We start from the raw sequence: 23,186 nt of genomic DNA on the forward strand, positions 1-23,186 counted from the left end.
ATACCTCCTCTATAATTTATTTAACTATTATTACATACCACAAAATATAATTTGTTAATCATTTTTGTGAAAAAAATATATTCTGCCATAATAAAAAAAGTATAAATAACAAATGTACAATAATAAAGGCATACCAATACGGTGTTAATAAAGTCATGATAGTAAAAGATAATATAATACATATTTGTCCAATCGTGATAGGCCGGCGAATACGATTTAATACTTTAATTTGTTCTTTTTCTTGTGTTTGGAAAGTACTATAGAACAACAAAGTTGCGCCTATAATAAAAATGGCCGGTGCTAAATATGGAATAGACATATAGTAAGAATCGTTACTTGTATCGTATGAAAGGATTAAAGATGTACTCATGATAATTGATAAAATGAAACCAATCAATTTTTGATCAGTAATCACATATACTTTGATCTTTTTATTTAAATACAATTGTAGCATTGTCCAAATAATCAATTGAACACAAGTATAAAATGTTATGTAATCATATTTGCCCACAATAACTAAATTGATCATAGCATTTATAGTTATTGCTAAAAGTATAGAGCTGAACTTAAGTTGTTTGAAATTCTGACGATATAAATCAATACCTAGAATGATTAATACCGTAGCTATATTTATGATTATATTTATTAGCATGTTGCTCTCCTAACCTAGATACTTCACTGCAACATTATATCAAGTAAGTTTAATTTAATCATTTAATAACAGTTGATATTTTATAATTTATGAAATAAAAACGAGTCAACCTGTAAAAGGTTATTAATTTAAATCATTATACATATACAGTGACTATTGTTCCTAAGTCTATTGATTCAAATGAAAAAACGGTTCATTGTATAGACAAAAGGCATTATACAATGAACCGGTTATTCGACACAATTTAAACACCTTTTTTGTTACTCCAGAGTAAAGTGTGTAATTGAGGCAATACATATACATTATTCATATCATTACTTACCATTACTCGATCTACAAGCGTTTCGTATAATGATAGTAATTTTTCTGTATGTGCTTCGACATACTCGCCATCTAAGTAGGGGTTACCAACTTGTAGATAAAAAGGGGTATCGGGATACCGGTGATGAATCATTTTAGCAAACTCATAATCATCATCATCAAAAATAACAACTTTTAGATTTAGTGTTTCTGGGACACATTTTGCAATAACGTCATCTAAGATAGGTAAGTTTGGCTTCATCATTGAACTAGGTGGTTTAGGGCTAATCGTTAAATCATCAATTTGTGTCATCCATGGTTGGAATTTACTACCTTGTGTTTCTAAGGCGCTTTGTATACCTTTTTCTTCAAACAAATCCACTAAGCCCTGAATTCCTCTGATTAAAGCAGGGTTGCCACCAGAAATGGTCACGTGATTAAACGACTCACCAGCAAGGTCATATAATGCCGCATAAATTTCTTCAGCATTCATCATACGTATATCTTCTTTTGCACTGTCATCCCATGTAAAACTAGAATCACACCAGCTACATCGGTAATCGCACCCAGCTGTACGTACAAACATCGTCTTACGACCAATGACACGACCTTCGCCCTGAATGGTTGGGCCAAAAATTTCAAGAACAGGAATTTTACTCATGATTTAACTCCTTTGGTCTAAATATGACATAACTCGTTGGTGTTTCTCTTACATAAACTTGTAAGCATTGTGGTTGATTGGCTCTTTCGTTTAAAGAGGTTTGCACCATTTCGTAAATGGTTTGCGCAACTATTTCTGTGGAAGGGCTTTTATCTTTAAATTGTGGTAATTCATTTAATAAATGGTGATCAAATTGATCATGCACTAACTTTTTCAATTCACTAAAATTCACTAAGAAACCATTATGATCTAAGACGTCCCCACCAATAGTTAAATTTACAAAGTAAGTATGGCCGTGAGTACGCATACATTTTCCAGCGTCATCACTCGGAATATAGTGCGCGGCTGAAAAATTAAAATCTTTATTAAGTTCAAACTGGTAGTTATGGTTAATGCTAGGGTAATGTTGTTGGAACATATTATTTCGCTCCTTTTTCTTCTAAATAAGCGTTTAATCCTCGAGCACGTAGTTTACACGCAGGACACTCGCCACAGCCTTCGCCGACAATACCGTTATAACAAGTTAAAGTTTGATATCTAATATAGTCGAGTACACCCAGCTCATCACTCAATGCCCATGTTTGTTTCTTATCAAGCCACATAAGTGGTGTATGGATGACAAAATATTTATCCATAGAGAGCGAAAGTGTGACGTTCATTGATTTAATAAAACTATCACGACAATCAGGGTAGCCAGAAAAGTCAGTTTCACAAACGCCAGTAATAATATGTTTTGCATTAGTTTGGTATGCCAAAGCCCCAGCAAAAGATAAAAATAATAGGTTACGTGCTGGTACAAAAGTATTTGGTACGCCATCTTCTCCTTCTTCGATATCCATATCATGTTGTGTTAATGCGTTCGGAGTGAGTTGAGATAATAGTGACATATCGAGTACATGGTGTTCAACTTGTTGTTCCTTAGCAATTTGTTTAGCAACTTGGATTTCTGTATCATGTCGTTGACCATATTCGAAAGTGACCAAAGCGACTTCTTCAAAATGTGCTTTAGCCCAAAATAAACATGTCGTACTATCTTGACCGCCGCTAAATACGACGATGGCTTTATTATTGTTTAATGTGCGTTGCGTCATTCTAATTTACACTCCTTAAAATATATTAGCTTTCATATAAATGTTATGACGCCATAAAAAAACGTCTATCTCTATAAAAAAGATAGACGTCGTTCCGGTGTCTAGTTTTTTATAGAGGGTGTCAGCTAGAAACCTCTGTTTCATTTATACCGTGACTAGAATAATACATTTAAGCTGTAAAATCAAGTTAGGATTTGGGATAATGAACATAATAAATGTTTATATAAATACTATTGAGGTGATTTAATGCTACTTGTAATCGATAATAAAGATTCATTCACATATAATATTGTAGATTATCTTAAACAATGCTATGCAAGAGAAGTGTTTGTTATTGATGTTGATGAAGTTGTTATAGATGAGATTTTCGGTATGAAACCAGAAGCGATTGTCATATCGCCAGGGCCAGGCAAGCCAATAGATTATCCTATACTGAACAAAGTGATAGACCGATTTGCCAAACATGTCCCGATTTTAGGTGTTTGTTTAGGATTTCAACTCATAGTTACACATTTCGGCGGTGACATTATAAAAAACAAAAAACCAATTCACGGTCATACAACTTTCATTACGCATAAAGGTACAGACATTTTTAAAGGCTTACCTACGACGTTTTCGGTCATGCGTTATCATTCCTTAATGGCTAACATACATACATTTCCTTCAATACTACGCGCTACAGCTATCAATGATGAAGGTGTTATTATGGCATGTGCACATCAAGATGATGCTGTTTACGGTGTGCAATATCATCCTGAATCAATTTTAAGTGAGTACGGTATAGAACAAATTAAATTATTTATTGAAATTGTGGAGGCATATCATGCAAATAAAGTTTAATTATCGTTATTACATAGATGAAGAACAAAATGAAACATATCAATTGCAACTCACAAAATATTTGCGTAAAAAAATTGCATACCACATTGAAGAGGTAGGAGAAGTTGTACGTTTTGCTGAGACGCATCAAAATAATGGCGATTATGTCGCTTTATATTTGCCTTATGAAGCAGCTACTTACTTCAACAGTCAAATGGCAACTATCGAATCAGAATCTTCATTTATATATGCAGCCGCTTATGTATTTAAACAAGCAAAAAATGAAGGGAAAAAAGTGTGTAATGGATATCAAAAGAAACATCATTTTACCTTCCAATATGCACATGAACAAATGATTAAACACATCAAATGGGTACAACATGCTATAACTGAAGGCAATACATATCAAGTCAATTATACGACAAGGCTAAAAGACGATATACGAGGGCCAATCTCTGAATTGTACCATGTATTGCAAAGAGACAACCATGGTTATTATTCTGCATTAATCGACACAGATGAAGTGCAAATTGCATCATTGTCTCCAGAGCTTTTCTTTCAATACGGACCTTTTAAAAAACAATCTAACACCATTTTAAGCAAACCTATGAAAGGTACAATTGCTAGGGGTAAAACAGAATTAGAAGATCGAGATAATTTAAATCAGTTAATATGTTCCACGAAAGACAGAGCTGAAAATGTAATGATTGTTGATTTATTACGCAATGATATTAGTAGAATTGCTAATACTGGAACGGTGAAAGTCTACAAACCATTTCATATTGAAACATACCAGACAGTCTATCAAATGACCTCCATGGTAACTGGACAGTTGGGACGCCATTTGTCTTTAGAAAGTATATTAAAAGCAATATTCCCATGCGGTTCTATTACTGGTGCGCCGAAACTCAACACAATGACCTATATTAAACAATTAGAACAAACATCTAGAAATGGCTACTGTGGCACAATTGGTTTGTTGTTACCTAGTGGGAAATCTATATTTAATGTACCAATTCGTACAATACAATATATAAACGGAGAAGCAGTATATGGTGTGGGAGCAGGTATTACAATAGATTCCAATCCTGAAGCAGAAGTACAAGAATTTAAAGATAAGACTAAAATATTGGAGAGATTATAATGCAATTATTTGAAACGTTGAAATTAGAAGCAGGAGATTTTTTAAGGTTATCTTATCATCATGACAGAATGAAGCGGTCTGCAGAACACTTTCACATTACATTTCAAGATGAAAGATGGCATGCAATCATTAGAGAAATTAAAGCGTTGTGCTCGAATGACACCTATAGAGTAAAAATATTACTTAATCCAAATGGCGTATTTGATTGCGAGTTAGCAAGTTTACCACCAAAAGATAGCTTTACAGCTAAACTTGTTCAGTTACAGCCTATTCAAGATAACCGTATACTCACAAATAAAACAACAAACAGGGCACATTTAATGCACAATCATGAGACAGATCTCATATTATTATATGATAAAGAAGGTAAAATATTAGAATTTGATATAGGTAATATTATGATTAAAGAGAGAAATGAATTGTATACGCCTGTTTTTGATAACGATTTTTTAAAAGGTTGCAAAAGGCAAGCACTTATAGATGAAGGTAGATTAATTGAAAAAAATTATGATATACAAGAATTTAGAGAAAAATTAAGCCGCCATCAAATAAAGGTTTTTCTAATAAATAGTTTGAGAGAGGTTGCCGATGTTGAAATAAATCTATAGAATATAGAAAGTATAAGAAATATATATTTTTCCATTCTAATGATTGTAGTTAAGGTGTTGAAAAAGCAGTTTACTATAACTCCGCTATCAACATTTAATAAATAAAATGAGATGACGTATTCTAAAATTATAATTAAAACAATATAAATGAAGTAAGATAAATCTTAAAAAATTTAATGTCGGCGAGTGAGGCAAAATAATGATAGTGCTATGGTTTTTATTAATTATTATTCTAAGTGTGCTTACTAAATGGCACGCGAATTATTTAATGAAACAGCAAAAATATTATATTACAAAATTAATAGTCACTATATCATGCGCGATTCAGTTGATATTTATTTACGCTTTAGTCAAAGAAATAATAAGATATTTAACGCAGATATTGAATGTATTTTATCGATAGAAACAATAGATGAGGTGAATTTATGAAGATATACAGTCAAGGTGATCAAGCCATTGTGGTTTCTATAGAAAAAGAGGTTTCTAAGGATTTAACTGAAGACCTACTAGCATTAAAAACATATCTTGTTAATAAAAACTATCCATTTATTACAGAAATTGTACCGACAGAGTCTGATATGATGATTTGCTATGATGCGCGAGATATGATTAAACATCACAACATAAAATCACCATTTCTATACATGAAAGCATTGTTGCAATCTGTAAAGTTAGAAATTAAACATGTAGAAAAAACGGCGGACCCAATACAAATACCTGTAGTATACGGGAGTGATTTTGGGCCTGATTTAGCATCTTTATTAAAATATTATGAAATGGATTTTGATAAATTTGTAAAATTGCATACAGCTCCAAACTACTTTGTGTCAATGATGGGATATTCTCCTGGTTTTCCCTATTTAACTGGTATGGATAAACGTTTATTTGTAAATCATACAGGGGGCAAAAAAGTCTTTATCCCGGCAGGATCAGTAATCATTGAAGGAAAAAAAACAGGCATTACTACAATTGATACGTATGGAGATTGGCTAGTCATCGGTTATACTCCAGTTGAATTATTTAACCCGCATCAATCAGATTTCACTACTCTAAAATTAGGTGATAATGTACAGTTTAACGCAATTACTGAGGAAGCACTGGATTTAGGAGGCTTTGAACCATGTCAATCATAATAGAAAGTGAAGGATTATTCTCTAGTTTCCAAGATTTTGGTCGTAAAGGCTATGAACATAACGGCGTGATTCCTGGAGGTGCTTTAGATCCACTCTCACACGAAATTGCTAATCGTTTAGTAGCTAATGATAAAAATGAAGCTACTTTGGAAATGACAAACAGAATGGCTAGTATTCGTTTTACTGAGTCAACTTTAATTGCACTAAGCGGTGGGAATTTTAAAGCTAAAACAGAACAATTAAAAGTTTTACCAAATAAACTTTATTTAATGGAAAAAGGAGACGTGCTTGAATTTACAGAAACTACACGTACTTCAAGAGTTTATTTAGCCGTAGGTGGGGGCTTCGAGTTAGACGAGTGGTTAGGGTCTGCATCTACAGACTTTATGTCTAAAATAGGAGGATTTCATGGTCGTAGATTAGAAAAAGGCGATGAAATCAACATGAAACGTAACTATACAGAACGTCATTATAAACTTTTTGAAAATCTTGAACATACGCACCAAACGAATTGGGGTATAGACGGTTATGCGCTTTCTTTTAACTATATGTCAGATGTGTTCCATGTCATTAAAAATAAAGGTACAGAAGATTTTGATCAAGATGCATTAAATCGATTCACTTATGGAGAATATAAAGTAACAAGTAAAGCGAATAGAGTAGGGATGTATGTAGAGGGACAGCCTGTTAAAGCATTTTATGAAGACATGCCGGCGCATCAATCTGTTCAAATCGGAACAATCCAAGTGAAAAGAGATGGCACCCCAATCATTTTATTAAACGATCACTACACACTAGGGAGTTACCCCCAAATTGGAACTGTTGCAAGTTATCATTTAACAAAATTAGGGCAGAAACATCCCGGAACTAAATTGAAATTCCAATTTATAGATATCGAAACTGCAGAAAAAAATCTAATAAAATATACGAATTGGTTAAACCAACTATTTCATGGAATTGAGTATAGAATGCAACTAGAGATGTTAAAATAGTTAACGTAGTGTCTTTATAGAATATAGTTGCGCACGAATGCAATACTACAATCACATTTTAACTCACATCAAAATTGAAATTAAAATCATATTACGATAGCTGATACTAATGAGACAAGTCTAAATCAAATTTTATAGAATGGTTTTGCTGTGGTATTTGAGCAACCATAACTAGAAAAAAGAATATAAGCGCTAGGGCTCACATATAAGTTTTGCTTTAAAAGTCTTATATAAATACATTAGCACTTCATTGCTTGAGAGCCAATACCAAAAATTGCCTGGGATATTGCTTATGTTCCAGGCTTTTTATTTAAAGTGTAACTAGCGTTTTATACGTATACTCATGTTAAATGGTTGTTTAACTCAATAGGTATAATCCCTCTTTGATTTAAATAGGTCCATAGTCTGATTAATTCGTCGCATGAAACACGTATAATTATATAGGAAATTTAATTTTTTACTTTAATTTAATCTTGTTTTCATACGCGTTTAACAATGCCTTCATAAAAGGTTTTGATAGGGGTTTTTTATGAAAAAAAGTGTGTTTTTACTTGATATTACTTAAGAATTGCTTTATATTTATTAATTGAACTATAATCGTTTTATTACAAAAATATTACATGGTAAAGTAGTAGTAAAAGCGATGTAAATAACAATCATAATTCTGAACAATAACGTAATTTACAATAAAACACCTATAATTCACAAATTTTTAGAAAATATTTTTAATTAATAGAATTAATTGATCATTGATGAAACAAGTACTCATAAGTGAGATTTGGTTGAATTTAGCTATATAAATTGTAAACCATATTTTTATAAATTTTAACTTTCGCAAATAACGATAAAAGTATAGTTAGAAGATGTTAACTACGAACTAACAATGATTACAAATATATTTTATTGGACTAGGTACTAGGACCAACTTTTATTAATTTATATCGGGGGAACAAACATGAGTCTACACAAAAAGAAATTAACTCTTTTTGCGTTTTTTATCATAACTGTCTTAACAGTTACTGCTAAAACGTATTTTTCATACTATGTTGATTTTTCTTTAGGTGTTAAAGGGTTAGTTCAAAACTTAATCTTATTAATGAATCCATATAGTTTAATCGCTTTAGTATTGAGTATTTTCTTATTTTTCAAAGGTAAGAAAGCCTTTTGGTTTATATTTATAGGTGGTTTTCTTTTAACTTTCCTATTATACGCAAATGTAGTGTATTTTAGATTTTTCTCTGATTTCTTAACATTTAGTACATTAAACCAAGTAGGGAATGTTGAATCAATGGGAGGCGCTGTTTCTGCTTCATTTAAATGGTATGACTTTGCTTACTTTATTGATACAATCATTTATTTATTTATATTAATTTTCAAACAAAAATGGTTAGATAAACGGGTGTTTAGTAAAAAGTTTGTCCCGGTAATCATGGCAGCATCTGTTGCATTGTTCTTCCTGAACCTTGCTTTTGCAGAATCAGATCGTCCAGAATTATTAACACGTACATTTGACCATAAATACTTAGTAAAATACTTAGGCCCGTATAATTTCACAGTTTATGATGGTGTGAAAACAATTCAAAATAATCAACAAAAAGCGTTGGCCAATGAAGATGATTTAACTAAAGTATTGAATTACACAAAACAAAAAAGAACCGAGCCAAACAAAGAATATTTTGGCGCGGCTAAAAAGAAAAATGTGATTAAAATACATTTAGAAAGTTTCCAAACGTTCTTAATTAATAAAAAAGTAAATGGAGAAGAAGTAACGCCATTCTTGAATAAACTTTCAACTGGTAATGAAGGATATAGATATTATCCAAACTTCTTCCATCAAACAGGACAAGGTAAAACTTCTGACTCAGAGTTCACGATGGATAATAGTTTATATGGACTGCCTCAAGGTTCAGCATTCTCACTTAAAGGTGATAATACGTACCAAGCATTGCCAGCTATTTTACATCAACAACAAGGTTATACATCAAGCGTAATGCACGGAGATTATAAAACGTTCTGGAATCGTGACCAAGTATACAGACATTTTGGTATCGATAAATTTTATGATGCGACCTATTATGACATGTCTGAAGAAAATCTTGAAAATTTAGGTCTAAAAGATAAAGAGTTCTTTAAAGAGTCAGCGAATTACCTAGCGAAAGAAAAAGAACCTTTCTATAGCCATTTAATCACATTAACGAACCACTATCCATTTACGTTATCGCCAGAAGACGCGTCAATTGATAAGCCAAATACTGGAGATTCAACTGTAGATGGTTATGTACAAACGGCTAGATATTTAGATGAATCATTAGAAGAGTTTGTCAATGAATTGAAAGAGAAAGGCATCTATGATGATTCTGTTATTATGATTTATGGTGACCATTATGGTATTTCAGAAAACCATAACAAAGCAATGGAAAAATTATTAGGTGAAGAGATTACACCAGCTAAGTTCACTGATTTAAACCGCACAGGCTTCTGGTTGAAAATACCTGGTAAAGAAGGCACTGTAGATAAGACATATGCTGGGCAAGCAGATGTTATGCCTACATTGCTCCATTTGATGGGTATTGACACTAAAAACTATTTAATGATGGGAACGGACTTATTATCAAAAGATCATAATGATACAGTACCATTTAGAAATGGTGATTTTGTTACCAAAGACTATAAATATGTAAATGGTAGAATATACGATAATAAGAATAACGAACCGGTTACTGAAAAACCAAGCGATTTTGATGCACGAAAACAACAAGCTGAAAAAGACTTGGAAATGAGTGACGACGTGATTAACGGTGATTTATTGAGATTTTATGATAATCCCGATTTCGATAAAGTCAAACCATCCCAATATAAATACGAACCAGGACCAAAAGGACAAGAGAAAAAATAGTTAAATGATAAGCCCTCATTCCATTTAAATAATGGATGGGGGCTTAATATTTTATCTGGCATTTTCCTCAGGTTGACTGAAACGTGTGTTTACATAACTATCTTACAAACAAAGATGAGCCGGAGACATAAGGTGCAATGTCTCCGGCTCATTTGTATTATTGGGGCAAGTGGACTGGTCTGAAAATGCGCTTATAAAAATGAATCATTCATGCGATTCACTTAATCTAAACGTTTATCCTAGTCGTTCTTGCCAAAGAGGACAATGAAACCTATTTAGAAAGTGTCATTTCTGTCTAGTTCTTCTTTCTTTGATATTGAAAGCAGGTGATTAAACCTAGAATGATATTTATTGCATACGTTAATAAATTAATTATCAATATCATAGCAGGCTAACAAAGCGTGTAATAAAACCCTCTAATTGAGCCCGGTTCTTTTGTTCAAGTATTGTCATAATACTCCTTTATCCAAGTGCAACATCTAAAATCATCATAATTGTAAAGCCTAACATTAAGCTTAATGTAGCTAAATCAGTGTTATTACTAGCTTGAGAATCTGGGATAAGCTCTTCTACAACAACAAATATCATAGCACCAGCTGCAAACGCAAGTGCATATGGTAACATTGGCGTAATGAATAGAACGGCTGCAGCACCTATAGTAGCGAATATCGGTTCAACAATAGCAGAAGCCTGTCCATAGTTGAAAGCTTTCCATCTTGAAGCGCCAGCTGCTCTAATAGGCATAGAGAGTGCAGCACCTTCCGGAATGTTTTGAATACCGATACCGATAGCTAAACCAAGTGCACCTAACAACGTTGCTTGCCCATTACCAGCTACTACGCCTCCAAAAGCTACACCAATAGAGAGACCTTCTGGTATATTATGTAACGTTATTGCTAATACGAGCAAAGTATTCTTATTGAGTTTTTTAGTTCCTACACCTTCTTGGTATTGGTTCGTATCTTGGGTGTTTGGGTGTATGTGTGGAATAACTAAATCTAAAGCGCGAATGAAAAAACCGCCCAATAAAAAACCGATAGCTGCTGGTGCCCATGCAAAAGCTGATCCTGCACCATAATTGATGGCGGGTTGTAGTAGAGACCAGAAACTTGCAGCAATCATAATGCCTGCAGCAAAACCTTGCATTGAATTAAGTATTTTATCGTTAACTCTTTTGAAAATAAAAACGGCTGCAGCACCTAATGCAGTAAGTAACCAAGTGATGATACCTGCAATTAATGCTTGGATAAAAGGAGGTAAATCTTGGAAAAAATCCGACATAAGCTACGCTCCCTTGTATCATTTGAGTTCAAAAAGGTGTATAATATATAGAACTGAAATTAAGTTTAACAGAATTCATTATAATTTTCGATATTAAAAAGGATGTTGGACGATGGAAGCCTACAAAATTGAACATTTACATAAATCATATGCCGATAAAATCATTTTTGATGATTTACATCTGTCTATTTCTGAAGGTGAGAAAATAGGACTCGTGGGCATAAATGGTACAGGAAAGAGTACGTTATTGAAAGTCATCGCGGGTTTGGATGAAGATTTTGAAGCAGAAATCTCACACCCTAATGCTTACCGCATACGTTATTCATCTCAAAAGCAAGAATTTCAAGATGATTTAACCGTTTTTGAAGCAGTATTAACTTCTGAAACCAAGACGCTTCAAGTGATACGCGCTTATGAAGCTGCCGTAGTACGCTATAGTGAGACACAGAGTGAAACAGATTTCCAAAAAATGATGCAAGCACAGGAAGCGATGGATAATTATCAAGCTTGGGATTATAGTGCTGAAATCAAAACGATTCTATCAAAATTAGGCATCAATGACACAGCTAAAAAAGTGAAAGCATTATCAGGTGGACAACAAAAACGTGTCGGGCTTGCGAAGACACTTATAGAACAACCTGACTTATTATTATTAGATGAGCCTACAAACCATTTAGATTTTGAGTCAATTAATTGGTTAATTAATTATGTAAAACAATACCCTCACACTGTATTGTTTGTTACACATGATCGTTTTTTCTTAAATGAAGTATCATCCCGCATTATTGAATTAGATCGTGGTAAATTAACAACATACCCTGGTAATTATGAGGATTACATTGCGCAACGTGCTGAAAATGAAGTCATTGAACAAAAACAACAAGCTAAACAACGTGCTTTATATAAACAAGAATTAGCATGGATGCGTGCAGGTGTAAAGGCACGTTCTACCAAACAGCAAGCACGAAAAAATCGTTTTAAAGATTTAGAGGAAGACGTCAAAAATCAACACCAACAAGATAAAGCTTCCTTAAATCTCGCATATTCAAGATTAGGAAAACAGGTATTCGAACTTGAAGATATATCAAAATGTATAGGCAATAAAACGTTATTTGAACATATCACTGAAATTATTAAAAATGGACAACAAATTGGTATTGTCGGTCCCAATGGTGCAGGTAAAACGACATTGCTGAATATTTTAAACGGTGATGACCAATCATTTGAAGGGGTATTAAAAGTTGGTCAAACTGTCAAAATTGCTTATTTTAAACAAACCGAAGAGCGCATGGATAGAGATATTAGAATGATTGATTACTTAAGAGAAGAGAGTGAAGTGGCTAAAGAAAAAGATGGCACGGCAGTTTCTGTTACACAACTATTAGAGCGTTTCCTATTTCCAAGTACTACACATGGAAAGAAAGTGTATAAACTATCTGGTGGAGAACAAAAGAGGTTATATTTATTAAAATTACTCGTACATCAACCGAATGTTTTATTATTAGATGAACCAACTAATGATTTAGATACTGAAACTTTAACGATTTTAGAAGATTATATTGCTACTTTTGGTGGCACTGTAATCACCGTGAGCCACGACAGATACTTTTTAAATAAAGTTGCTCAAGAATTTTGGTATATCCATGATGGAAAGATGGATCGTATCATAGGCAGTTTTGAAGATTATGAAGCGTACCAAAAAGATTTAGAAAAACAACAAGCGCAAGAAAAACAACAAACGAAAGCCAAATCAACGCATGAAAAGAAACAGAAAAAAGGTTTATCTTATAAAGAGAAAAAGGAATATGAAACAATTATAGAACGTATTGAAACAACTGAGCATAGATTAGAAGCAATTGAGCAAGAAATGGTAGAAGCAAGTTCTGATTATGCTAAAGTAAAAGAATTAAATGAAGAACAACAAAGACTCAATGCTTTATACGAAGCAGATATAACAAGATGGAGCGAACTTGAAGAACTAAAAGAACAATGAGGGATTTTATAACATGGAAGCAACGTTATCACATTATTTTGGCTATGACACCTTTCGTCCAGGTCAAAAAGAAATAATAACTAAAGTAATGGATCATCATAATGTACTTGGCGTTTTACCAACTGGTGGGGGAAAATCAATTTGTTATCAAGTACCAGGATTAATGTTAGGCGGCACAACAATCGTAATCAGCCCTTTAATCTCGTTGATGAAAGACCAAGTTGATCAATTAAAGGCCATGGGTATTAACGCAGCATATTTAAATAGTAGTTTGACGCAAAAGCAACAAAAACAAATTGAAGCGCAATTAAAAAATGGAGAAATCCAATTCCTATATGTCGCACCGGAACGCTTCGACAATGCTTACTTTATGCGTTTGTTACAGCAGTTAGAAATATACCTGGTCGCATTTGATGAAGCACACTGTATTTCAAAATGGGGCCATGATTTTAGACCAAGTTACCAAGAAGTCATTCACAAAGTTTTTACTTTACCACAAGATTTTACAATTGTAGCGCTGACAGCAACAGCCACGATTGAAGTGCAAAAAGATATTATGGATCGCTTGAATATCGACAAACAAGATGAAATTAAAACAAGCACGAAACGTCGTAATTTAGTGTTTCAAGTTAATCCTACATATCAACGACAAAAATTTGTTTTAGAATACGTTGCAGATCATAGTAAAGAAGCAGGTATTATTTATTGTTCAACACGAAAACAAGTGGAAGAATTGCACGAAGCGCTTGAGAATCATAAGGTTAATAGCACTATTTATCACGCCGGTTTATCAAATAAAGAACGCGAAGCGGCACAAAATGACTTTGTATACGACCGTGTTCGCGTGGTCGTGGCGACTAATGCTTTTGGTATGGGGATTGACAAATCCAATGTGCGGTTTGTTATTCATTATAATATGCCTGGGGATTTAGAGTCGTATTATCAAGAAGCAGGCCGTGCAGGTCGTGACGGTCTAAAAAGTGATTGTATTCTTTTATTCAGTGATAGAGATATCGGTTTGCACCAGTACTTTATTTCATCATCGAAGGCAGACGATGACTATAAAGAAAAAATGGGTGAAAAATTGAGTAAAATGCTTCTCTATACAAAGACTAAAAAATGTTTAGAAGCAACCTTGGTTCATTATTTTGAGCCAAATGAAAAACTTGAAGAATGTGGCCAATGTAGTAACTGCGTTAGGGAAAATAAAACGTACGATATGACTAATGAGGCTAAGATGATTGTGAGTTGTATTGCGCGTATGAAGCAACAAGAAAGTTATAGTGTTATCATACAAGTCTTAAGAGGTGAAGATTCTGATTACATTCGCTACTGTGATTACAATCAATTGTCAACGCATGGTATTATGAAAAACTATACAACGTCAGAACTCAGCCATCTTATTGACGAATTACGATTTAAAGGGTTTTTAAATGAACATGATGAAATATTAATTTGTGATGTTTCTGTTAAAGAATTATTGAATAATGAGGTTGCGATTTACACGACGCCGTTTAAACGTAAATCAAAAGAAAAAGTAAATATTAATACAGTTGAAGGTGTTGACCGTGCGTTATTTGATGAATTGATTGATGTTCGTAAACAATTAAGTGAAAAATTAGACATTCCACCTGTGAGTATATTTTCAGATTTTACTTTAGAAGAGTTTGCAAAAAGAAAACCAGAATCCAAACAAGAAATGATATTGATTGATGGCGTTGGAAGTTATAAATTAAAACACTATTGCCCCATATTTTTAGATACCATCCAATCATATAAAGCTCAAATCTAATTGAGCAGATAATTGTTTTTCGAATATATAAACGTATATACTTACTTTTAATGATATTAAAATTTATTATTTTGGAATTATTGAAAAAGCGAAGTTAATTTGACAACTATAGGTATACTATGCGAATACAAATACAATAGTTATATTGGTTAGTTGAGAATTAACTTCTTTTTTTATACTAGATTATAGAAATAATAAGATTAACTTGTTAGCAAATAGGTTATGTGATTAATATATGTATTTATTTTAAAGAGATAGTGAAGTGCTATGAATAGAGTGAGGGTGACAAAGTGATAGAATTTAAAAACGTAGTAAAACGTTATGGGGATAAAACAGCTGTAGATAATCTCAGTTTTAATATAGACGAGGGTGAATTTTTTGTTTTAATTGGTCCTTCAGGTTGTGGAAAAACGACCACGCTAAAAATGATCAATCGCTTAATTTCATTAACAGAAGGGTATATTTATTTCAAAGATAAACCGATAAGTGATTACCCTGTTTATGAAATGCGCTGGGACATAGGTTATGTGTTACAACAAATCGCATTGTTCCCCCATTTAACCATCAAAGAAAATATTGCACAAGTACCGCAAATGAAAAAATGGAAAGAAGCAGATATTGATAAACGTATAGATGAATTAATGGATATGGTCGGATTAGAACCAGAAGTATACAAAGATAGAAAACCGGATGAGTTGTCAGGAGGCCAACAACAACGTGTTGGTGTAGTGCGTGCTTTAGCGGCTGATCCTCCAGTTATTTTAATGGATGAACCGTATAGTGCCCTAGACCCAATCAGTAGAGAGAAGCTGCAAGATGACTTAATTGAATTACAACAAAAAATTAAAAAAACAATTGTTTTCGTAACGCATGATATACAAGAAGCCATGAAACTGGGTGACAGAATTTGTTTGTTAGACAAAGGACATGTCGAACAAATAGATACTCCAGAAAATATGGTTAACCATCCTAAAAGTGATTTTGTAAAACAGTTTATTGGGGATAAAGTGCCAAAAATAGAAAAAGATATCAAATTATCAGAACTTATCGGTGATTTAACGATTAGTGAATCAGAGGCAACACAAGGGTATCCAATTGTTAGTAGTAATCAATCAGTTAAAAATATTTATAGTGATTTGGCAAACCATGAAGCTATTATTATTGACGATGAAGCGACTGCTACACAACATGTGCTTAAACGAGAAGATATGTTCCAATATCTGTCGAAACGTACGGGGGGTAGTGATAAATGAATGAATTGATCAATACGCTTTTAGACCGTAAGGGACAATTATTAACTACGATATTAGAACATATACAGATATCTTTTATCGCGCTACTTATCGCTGCAGTAATTGGTGTTCCACTTGGTATTTTGCTAACAAAAACAGATAAGATCTCTGAAATTGTGATGAATATTGCAGCAGTATTGCAAACAATACCATCATTAGCATTATTAGGGTTGATGATACCATTGTTTGGCATTGGGAAGGTTCCCGCAGTCATTGCATTAGTTGTTTATGCATTATTGCCGATATTAAGAAATACATATACAGGCATTAGTGAGGTAGATAGCTCACTAATAGAAGCTGCAAAAGGTATCGGTATGAAACCAGGGCGAAGACTAACGAAAGTAGAATTACCATTAGCGACCCCAGTAATTATGGCAGGTATTAGAACGGCTATGGTGCTTATAATAGGAACTGCTACGTTGGCAGCTTTAATAGGTGCTGGGGGTTTAGGTGATTTAATTCTTTTAGGTATTGATAGAAATGATACATCACTTATAATCATTGGTGCTATTCCTGCCGCTTTATTAGCGATCCTATTTGATTTAGTTCTGCGTTATATGCAAAAAATTTCTTACAAAAAATTACTTATTTCTCTCGGTTCAATGGTCGTCATATTGCTATTAGTTATTGTTGGACCAATGCTTGCACAAAAAGGTGATAAGATTACATTAGCAGGTAAACTTGGTTCAGAACCATCCGTAATTACAAATATGTATAAGATTTTAATTGAAGATGAAACAGATAACACAGTTGAAGTTAAAGATGGTATGGGGAAAACCACATTCCTTTTCAACGCATTGAAATCTGATGATATCGATGGTTATCTAGAATTTACAGGAACTGTGCTTGGAGAATTAACGAAAGAAGATTTAAAATCTAAGCAAGAAGATAAAGTATATAATCAAGCTAAATCGAGTTTAGAAGATAAATATGATATAACAATGTTGAAGCCAATGAAATACAATAATACTTATTCATTAGCGGTAAAAAAAGATTTTGCAGAAAAACATGACCTCAAAACAATAGGTGATTTGAATAAAGTGAGCGATCAGATTAAACCTGGTTTTACGTTAGAGTTTAACGACCGTAGTGATGGCTATCCAGCAGTTAAAAAAGCATATGATTTAAATGTTGGTAAAGCGAAGACAATGGAACCAAAATTAAGATATCAAGCAGTTGAAAGCGGCGATATTAATTTAATAGACGCATATTCAACTGATGCTGAGTTAAAGCAATATGATATGGTTATACTAGAGGATGATAAAAAAGTATTCCCTCCATATCAAGGCGCTCCAATGTTTAAAACGTCGTATTTAGAATCTCATCCTGAAATAAAAGCACCACTGAATAAACTGGAAGATAAAATTTCTGATGAAGATATGCAACAAATGAATTATGAAGTTACAGTAAAAAAACAAGATCCATATCAGGTAGCGAAAAATTATCTAGAAAAACATGATTTAGTGGATTAACTCATAGATATATACAAGTTCAATGAAACCTTTATTAGCTAGAAAATAAGCGGGTTCATTTGAACTTGTATTTATTTTTGGTGTACAACTCTGGTTTTATAAATAAAGGCGCATTGATTTTCAATAGGCATAAGGTTTATAATAGTTACTAAGTTTTGAAATTTCTGTAAATTTAAGGAGGCCCGAACTAACAATGAAAAAACAAATTGAACAATTATCAGCATACCAACCAGGCTTATCACCTAGAGCATTAAAAGAACAATACGGGATTGAAGGTGAGTTGTATAAATTAGCCTCTAACGAAAACTTGTATGGACCATCTCCAAAAGTAAAAGAAGCAATTAAAAATCATTTAGATGAATTGCAATTTTACCCTGAAACGGGTTCTCCGTTAATTAAAGAAGCAATAAGTAAGCATTTAAACGTTGATCCTGCACGTATTTTATTTGGCGCAGGGCTAGATGAAGTTATATTGATGATTTCGCGTGCTGTGCTAACAGCAGGGGATAAAATCGTCACAAGTGAGATGACTTTTGGCCAATATTATCATAATGCAATTGTAGAATCGGCAGACGTTGTGCAAGTACCTTTAAAAGAAGGCGGATTTGATTTAGAAGGTATCTTATCCGAAGTTGACGATAATACCAAATTAGTATGGCTATGTAATCCGAACAACCCTACTGGTACATATTTTACACATAATGAATTAAAAAGTTTCTTAGAACGTGTGCCAAGTCATATTCCAGTAATTATTGATGAGGCTTATGTCGAATTCGTAACGGCTGAAGATTTTCCTAATTCATTAGCATTACAAGAAGCATTCTCGAATGCCTTCTTACTTAGAACTTTCTCTAAAGCATATGGCTTAGCAGGTATGCGTATCGGTTATGTTGTTGCTGCCCAAGAAGCTATTGAGAAATGGAATATCATTCGTCCACCATTTAACGTAGGGCGTCTATCAGAACATGCTGCACTAGCAGCATTGGCAGACCAAGATTATTTAACTTCTATTCGTGAAAAAAATGCACGAGAAAGAACTAAATTTTTTAATTTAGTGAAAAGTGATCGATTAAACCCAAGTCAAACGAATTTCATTTTTGTGCATACATCTAAGCCACACGAATTATATGAAGCATTATTAAAAGTAGGATGTATTACAAGAGAATTTCCTAACGGTGTTAGAATTACAATAGGATTCCCAGAACAAAATGATAAAATGATTGAAGTTTTAAATAACTTTAATCTATAAAACTTTAAATATAAAAATAAAACGCTCAACGAACTCAAATATATTAACACCATAGTATAGATATATAATTGCTGTAAGATTATATGAGAAAGCTATATATAAATTTGGTTTAGTTGAGCGTTTTTTGCTATACTGTTAGTGATTCATAGCGCAATAATGTGATAGGATACAAGATTAGCACATTAGAATAATTGAGGAATGAGATTTTAAAAGGGAGTAGAGTATTAGATGACAAGAAAATCAATTGCTATTGATATGGATGAAGTGCTTGCTGATACAGTAGGCGCACTTATTGAAGATGTAAATAAACGTACAGATTTGGGAATTACGTATGACATGTTAGATGGCAAGAAATTAAGACACGCAATGCCAGAACATGATGGCTTACTACATGAAATTTTACGCGAGCCAGGTTTTTTCAAAAAATTAAAAGTAATGGCACATTCGCAAAAAGTAGTTAAAAAACTTACTGAACATTACGATGTATTTATTGCTACTGCTGCGATGGATGTCCCGACTTCATTTCATGACAAGTATGCATGGTTAAGAGAATATTTTCCGTTTTTAGACCCACAGCATTTTGTATTTTGCGGTCGCAAAGATATCGTTAATGCAGATTATTTAATCGATGACAATCCGCGCCAACTCGCGATATTTACTGGTAAATCAATCATGTACACAGCTTCACATAACGTGAATGATGACAGGTTTACACGGGTGAATAATTGGTATGATGTGGAGCAATATTTCTTAGGCGATAGCGAATATAACATTTAAGATAGACAAGATAAAAAGTAGTTATAAATCATTATCTAGAAATAGAAGTTTTTTATAACCAGTCAAATAGATATCAGTTAAACAGAAATTTAACTTTTTATAAGATATTTATTATCTAACTCAAACAAAGAGCGATGAAACAATCTGTAATGTAGATGTTTTTATCGCTCTTGTTAATGTGATAATAAGTTTAATCATCATATTGTTCTTTTTTATTAGCAGGCAAGGTTAAAATTTTAATTGCGTTAGGTATTATTTCAATATTAATGGGCGTTTTCAATGCAATTTCTCCATCGATATCGACCTTTATTTGAGGTTCAGTTTCTATGGATATCTTTTTAGATAAGAGATGTTGAATACCGTCTGTCATATGATTCCAATTCATGCTGTCTCTTTGTTTAAATATATCACTTAGGACGCTTGAACTATGTTCTTCAAAAATAAATAAATTTAAATACCCATCATTAGGAGAAAGGTCTGTTAAAGGTATGCGACTGCCACCTATGAATAAGCCATTTGCAACGACAAGCATCGCTGTATTACCATCAATGACTGTATCATCTACTGTCAATTTGTAGTCAAAGTGTTCTGGGTTAAGCAATGTTTTAACAGTAGAACTTACATAACTCAATTTACCAAAGAGATCTTTGTTACCGTTTTGAACATTTTCAGCATTTTGCACAATGAGTCCCAATCCCGCAAAGTTTAATGCGTATTGGTCATTAATTTTCATAACATCGTAGGATTGCAACTCTGATTGGATAAGTTGTTGGCTAGCGGTTTTATGACGTGGGCTTATGTTTAACGTTTTAACAAAGTCATTAAATGTACCACCAGGGATAATACCGATAGGGACATCCAATTCATGTTGCATGATGCCGTTTACTAATTCATTTATTGTCCCGTCTCCACCTAGAATAAAGATAATATCAACATCATCACTGTAACTTTGGTTTTTAATCTTTTGACAATATTGAATAATATCTCCTTCATTTTCACTTAATTGTATAGAAAGATGTTTGCAAAATGTAGTTAACGACGTTGCAACATCTCCTAATCCTCTATAAATATCTTTAATACCGCTTTGTTCATGATAAAATAAGACACCGTGTTTGAATTTATTACTTTCCAATTGAGTCACCATATTCCTTTGAATTTTGTTTTCTCCTAAACTTTACCCCAAATTTACTAGATGTAAATATAAAAAGAAGGAGCAGGTCAAAAATCATTTTAGGAAAAAGTGATTTTTGTACCGCTCCCTCGAACTTATTATTTAATGCCACGCATGCCTTTTACAATTTTTGGTACAAAAGCTAAAATAATTAAGCTGACTACGATTGCGATGCAACCTAAGAGTAAGAAATAGTTTTTGTAACCAAGGGGATCAATTAATTTAACTAAAGTTCCGTTAATTGCTTGAGCACAAGCATTAGTTAATAACCATAAGCTCATCATTTGTGTGTTGAAAGCTTTTGGTGCAAGTTTTACTGCTGCACTGTTACCAGTTGGTGATAAACATAGCTCACCAATGACACAAATGATATAAGATAAAATAACCCAGTTAACGCTGATCGATGCACCGCCTGAAGCATGACCGATAGAGCCAATCATTATGTAAGAAGCGCCGGCTAACAGTGCACCTAAAACAAATTTTGTTGCAAGACTTGGTTGGCGTCGAGCCATTTTAGCCCATATGAGTGAAACAACTGGCGCGAGCAACACGATAAATAATGGGTTAATGGATTGGAAAAGTGCAGGACCAAAGTCTGCTGTCCATCCAAATATATTTAATTTCATATCACTGCTTTCAAAAGCAAATAAGTTAAGTACGTTAGCGCCTTGTTCTTGAATTGACCAGAATACAACACCAAGAATAAATAAAGGTATAAACGCAATAACTCTTGAACGCTCGTCATCAGTTACTTCTTTGCTTCGAATCATAATTGTGAAATAAATGATAGGTAACGCTACACCTAGTATAAGTACAGTTGTACTGACTAAGCTAAATGACAGTGTACCTGTTAATCCAGTAATTAATACCACCACTGCTATAATAACGATGATAGCGGCAAATAAAAGTCCATATTTCTTTTTCTCACTTTTGCTTAATGGATTTGATGGTTTTGTACCGATTGGCCCAATATTTTTTTTGTTAAAAAACATATACCAAACAAGTCCAAGTGCCATACCAATTGCAGCGATTAAGAAACCACCATGGAAATTACCAGTTTGCACGAATTGATCTAAGATAATTGGTGAAATTAATGCACCTAAGTTCACTGACATATAGAATATAACAAATCCAGCATCGATACGTGTATCTCTATCTGGATACAATCTGCCAACAATATTGGAAATACTTGGTTTCATTAAACCAGAACCTACGATAATGAAGAACATAGAAATAAATAATCCAGCAATATCTAAAGGTAAGCTTAAGAAAATATGACCGATAATAATGAGCACACCACCATAAAACGTTGCAGCACGTGTACCAGTAATCCTATCGGAAATCCATCCGCCAAGCACAGATGTCATATAAATTAACGCACCATATACAGCCATAATAGACTGAGCAGTGCCTTTGTCCATACCTAATCCGCCATCTTTAATAGCGAAATACATATAGAAAATAAGTAGGGCACGCATACCGTAGTAGCTGAACCTCTCCCAAAATTCAACAAAGAATAAAACGCCTAGCCCTTTAGGGTGTCCAAAAAATCCTTTCTGTGGAATAGATTGAACAGCTTGTTCATGGGCTTTATCTTGATTTTGCATAAGCAACATTCCCCGTCCTTTCTTGCTCCCAATAAGAATGTATAAAAATGATTTTACGCTTAATCAAATTAAATTGCAATAATATTCTCAAAACAACAATATTCAAAATATTCAGTTATTTATGTAGGGAATATAATAATAAATTTATATTCATATAAATTAAAGTTATTAAATAGTATAGTTACAAAAAAATAGGCAAAGCAAAAATGATTTTTTTGCTTTGCCTATTATTGAAGCTTGAATTGAAATTTATGAT

At 33.2% G+C, this 23,186-nt stretch carries 20 protein-coding genes; 13 read left to right on the forward strand and 7 right to left on the reverse strand.

Annotation, left to right across the window (positions count from 1 at the left end):
- Positions 1 to 58: 58 nt before the first annotated feature.
- From KA900_RS00995 to queC, 4 genes are all read right to left on the reverse strand, one after another.
- Positions 59 to 652: a hypothetical protein gene (locus KA900_RS00995; protein ID WP_210139182.1), complete on the reverse strand. Its 594-nt coding sequence runs from the start codon at positions 650 to 652 to the stop codon at positions 59 to 61.
- Between the two features lie 244 nt (positions 653 to 896).
- Positions 897 to 1,613, reverse strand: coding sequence for a 7-carboxy-7-deazaguanine synthase QueE (gene queE / locus KA900_RS01000; RefSeq protein WP_210139183.1), 717 nt, complete (start codon positions 1,611 to 1,613; stop codon positions 897 to 899).
- Positions 1,606 to 2,031, reverse strand: a complete 426-nt coding sequence (gene queD, locus KA900_RS01005) for a 6-carboxytetrahydropterin synthase QueD (RefSeq protein WP_096810724.1) — start codon at positions 2,029 to 2,031, stop codon at positions 1,606 to 1,608. The genes queE and queD overlap by 8 nt, the downstream gene beginning before the upstream one ends.
- 1 nt (position 2,032) lies before the next feature.
- A complete protein-coding gene (gene queC, locus KA900_RS01010) occupies positions 2,033 to 2,704 on the reverse strand; it encodes a 7-cyano-7-deazaguanine synthase QueC (RefSeq protein WP_115342360.1) in 672 nt (223 codons plus the stop codon).
- A gap of 246 nt (positions 2,705 to 2,950) precedes the next feature.
- On the opposite strand from queC, the gene KA900_RS01015 reads away from it, so the two are divergent.
- From KA900_RS01015 to ltaS, 7 genes are all read left to right on the forward strand, one after another.
- Positions 2,951 to 3,544, forward strand: a complete 594-nt coding sequence (locus KA900_RS01015) for an anthranilate synthase component II (RefSeq protein WP_103373314.1) — start codon at positions 2,951 to 2,953, stop codon at positions 3,542 to 3,544.
- Positions 3,528 to 4,667 (forward strand): chorismate-binding protein, encoded by a 1,140-nt coding sequence (locus KA900_RS01020; RefSeq protein ID WP_103373315.1) that lies wholly within the window; start codon positions 3,528 to 3,530, stop codon positions 4,665 to 4,667. Before KA900_RS01015 ends, KA900_RS01020 begins: the two co-directional genes overlap by 17 nt.
- Positions 4,667 to 5,275: an aminotransferase class IV gene (locus KA900_RS01025; RefSeq protein ID WP_119488012.1), complete on the forward strand. Its 609-nt coding sequence runs from the start codon at positions 4,667 to 4,669 to the stop codon at positions 5,273 to 5,275. The genes KA900_RS01020 and KA900_RS01025 overlap by 1 nt, the downstream gene beginning before the upstream one ends.
- 249 nt (positions 5,276 to 5,524) lie before the next feature.
- Positions 5,525 to 5,704, forward strand: coding sequence for a hypothetical protein (locus KA900_RS01030; protein WP_157772557.1), 180 nt, complete (start codon positions 5,525 to 5,527; stop codon positions 5,702 to 5,704).
- The gene (locus tag KA900_RS01035) at positions 5,701 to 6,408 is read left to right on the forward strand and encodes a 5-oxoprolinase subunit B family protein (RefSeq protein WP_096810718.1); all 708 of its coding nucleotides are present in this window, start codon (positions 5,701 to 5,703) and stop codon (positions 6,406 to 6,408) included. The genes KA900_RS01030 and KA900_RS01035 overlap by 4 nt, the downstream gene beginning before the upstream one ends.
- A complete protein-coding gene (locus KA900_RS01040; protein WP_103373317.1) occupies positions 6,396 to 7,400 on the forward strand; it encodes a 5-oxoprolinase subunit C family protein in 1,005 nt (334 codons plus the stop codon). The genes KA900_RS01035 and KA900_RS01040 overlap by 13 nt, the downstream gene beginning before the upstream one ends.
- 955 nt (positions 7,401 to 8,355) lie before the next feature.
- Positions 8,356 to 10,296, forward strand: coding sequence for a polyglycerol-phosphate lipoteichoic acid synthase LtaS (gene ltaS / locus KA900_RS01045; protein WP_096810716.1), 1,941 nt, complete (start codon positions 8,356 to 8,358; stop codon positions 10,294 to 10,296).
- A gap of 462 nt (positions 10,297 to 10,758) precedes the next feature.
- Here the strand turns inward: ltaS and KA900_RS01050 are convergent, their stop codons facing one another.
- Positions 10,759 to 11,577 carry a ZIP family metal transporter gene (locus KA900_RS01050; RefSeq protein WP_103372535.1) on the reverse strand — a complete coding sequence of 273 codons (819 nt, stop codon included), beginning with the start codon at positions 11,575 to 11,577 and terminating at the stop codon, positions 10,759 to 10,761.
- A 112-nt stretch (positions 11,578 to 11,689) separates the two neighbouring features.
- Here KA900_RS01050 and KA900_RS01055 point away from each other — a divergent pair, with 112 nt between their 5' ends.
- The 6 genes from KA900_RS01055 to KA900_RS01080 all read left to right on the forward strand — a co-directional run bounded on the left by KA900_RS01055 (position 11,690) and on the right by KA900_RS01080 (position 20,152).
- Positions 11,690 to 13,570 (forward strand): ABC-F family ATP-binding cassette domain-containing protein, encoded by a 1,881-nt coding sequence (locus KA900_RS01055; RefSeq protein ID WP_103372534.1) that lies wholly within the window; start codon positions 11,690 to 11,692, stop codon positions 13,568 to 13,570.
- Between the two features lie 13 nt (positions 13,571 to 13,583).
- Positions 13,584 to 15,362 (forward strand): DNA helicase RecQ, encoded by a 1,779-nt coding sequence (gene recQ / locus KA900_RS01060; RefSeq protein ID WP_119488013.1) that lies wholly within the window; start codon positions 13,584 to 13,586, stop codon positions 15,360 to 15,362.
- Positions 15,363 to 15,652: 290 nt separating this feature from the next.
- Positions 15,653 to 16,615, forward strand: coding sequence for an ABC transporter ATP-binding protein (locus KA900_RS01065; protein WP_096810712.1), 963 nt, complete (start codon positions 15,653 to 15,655; stop codon positions 16,613 to 16,615).
- A complete protein-coding gene (locus tag KA900_RS01070; RefSeq protein WP_096810711.1) occupies positions 16,612 to 18,126 on the forward strand; it encodes an ABC transporter permease/substrate-binding protein in 1,515 nt (504 codons plus the stop codon). Before KA900_RS01065 ends, KA900_RS01070 begins: the two co-directional genes overlap by 4 nt.
- 193 nt (positions 18,127 to 18,319) lie before the next feature.
- The gene (gene hisC, locus KA900_RS01075) at positions 18,320 to 19,375 is read left to right on the forward strand and encodes a histidinol-phosphate transaminase (protein ID WP_096810710.1); all 1,056 of its coding nucleotides are present in this window, start codon (positions 18,320 to 18,322) and stop codon (positions 19,373 to 19,375) included.
- 228 nt (positions 19,376 to 19,603) lie between these two features.
- Positions 19,604 to 20,152, forward strand: a complete 549-nt coding sequence (locus KA900_RS01080; protein ID WP_096810709.1) for a 5' nucleotidase, NT5C type — start codon at positions 19,604 to 19,606, stop codon at positions 20,150 to 20,152.
- A gap of 190 nt (positions 20,153 to 20,342) precedes the next feature.
- On the opposite strand, the gene KA900_RS01085 is transcribed toward KA900_RS01080, so the two are convergent.
- Both KA900_RS01085 and KA900_RS01090 read right to left on the reverse strand, forming a co-directional pair.
- Positions 20,343 to 21,284: a diacylglycerol/lipid kinase family protein gene (locus KA900_RS01085; RefSeq protein ID WP_096810708.1), complete on the reverse strand. Its 942-nt coding sequence runs from the start codon at positions 21,282 to 21,284 to the stop codon at positions 20,343 to 20,345.
- 137 nt (positions 21,285 to 21,421) lie between these two features.
- The gene (locus KA900_RS01090; protein WP_096810707.1) at positions 21,422 to 22,930 is read right to left on the reverse strand and encodes a peptide MFS transporter; all 1,509 of its coding nucleotides are present in this window, start codon (positions 22,928 to 22,930) and stop codon (positions 21,422 to 21,424) included.
- Between the last annotated feature and the right edge of the window lie 256 nt (positions 22,931 to 23,186).

It is taken from the genome of Staphylococcus sp. GDY8P120P (genome assembly GCF_017892065.1).
Taxonomy (GTDB): Bacteria; Bacillota; Bacilli; order Staphylococcales; family Staphylococcaceae; genus Staphylococcus; species Staphylococcus nepalensis.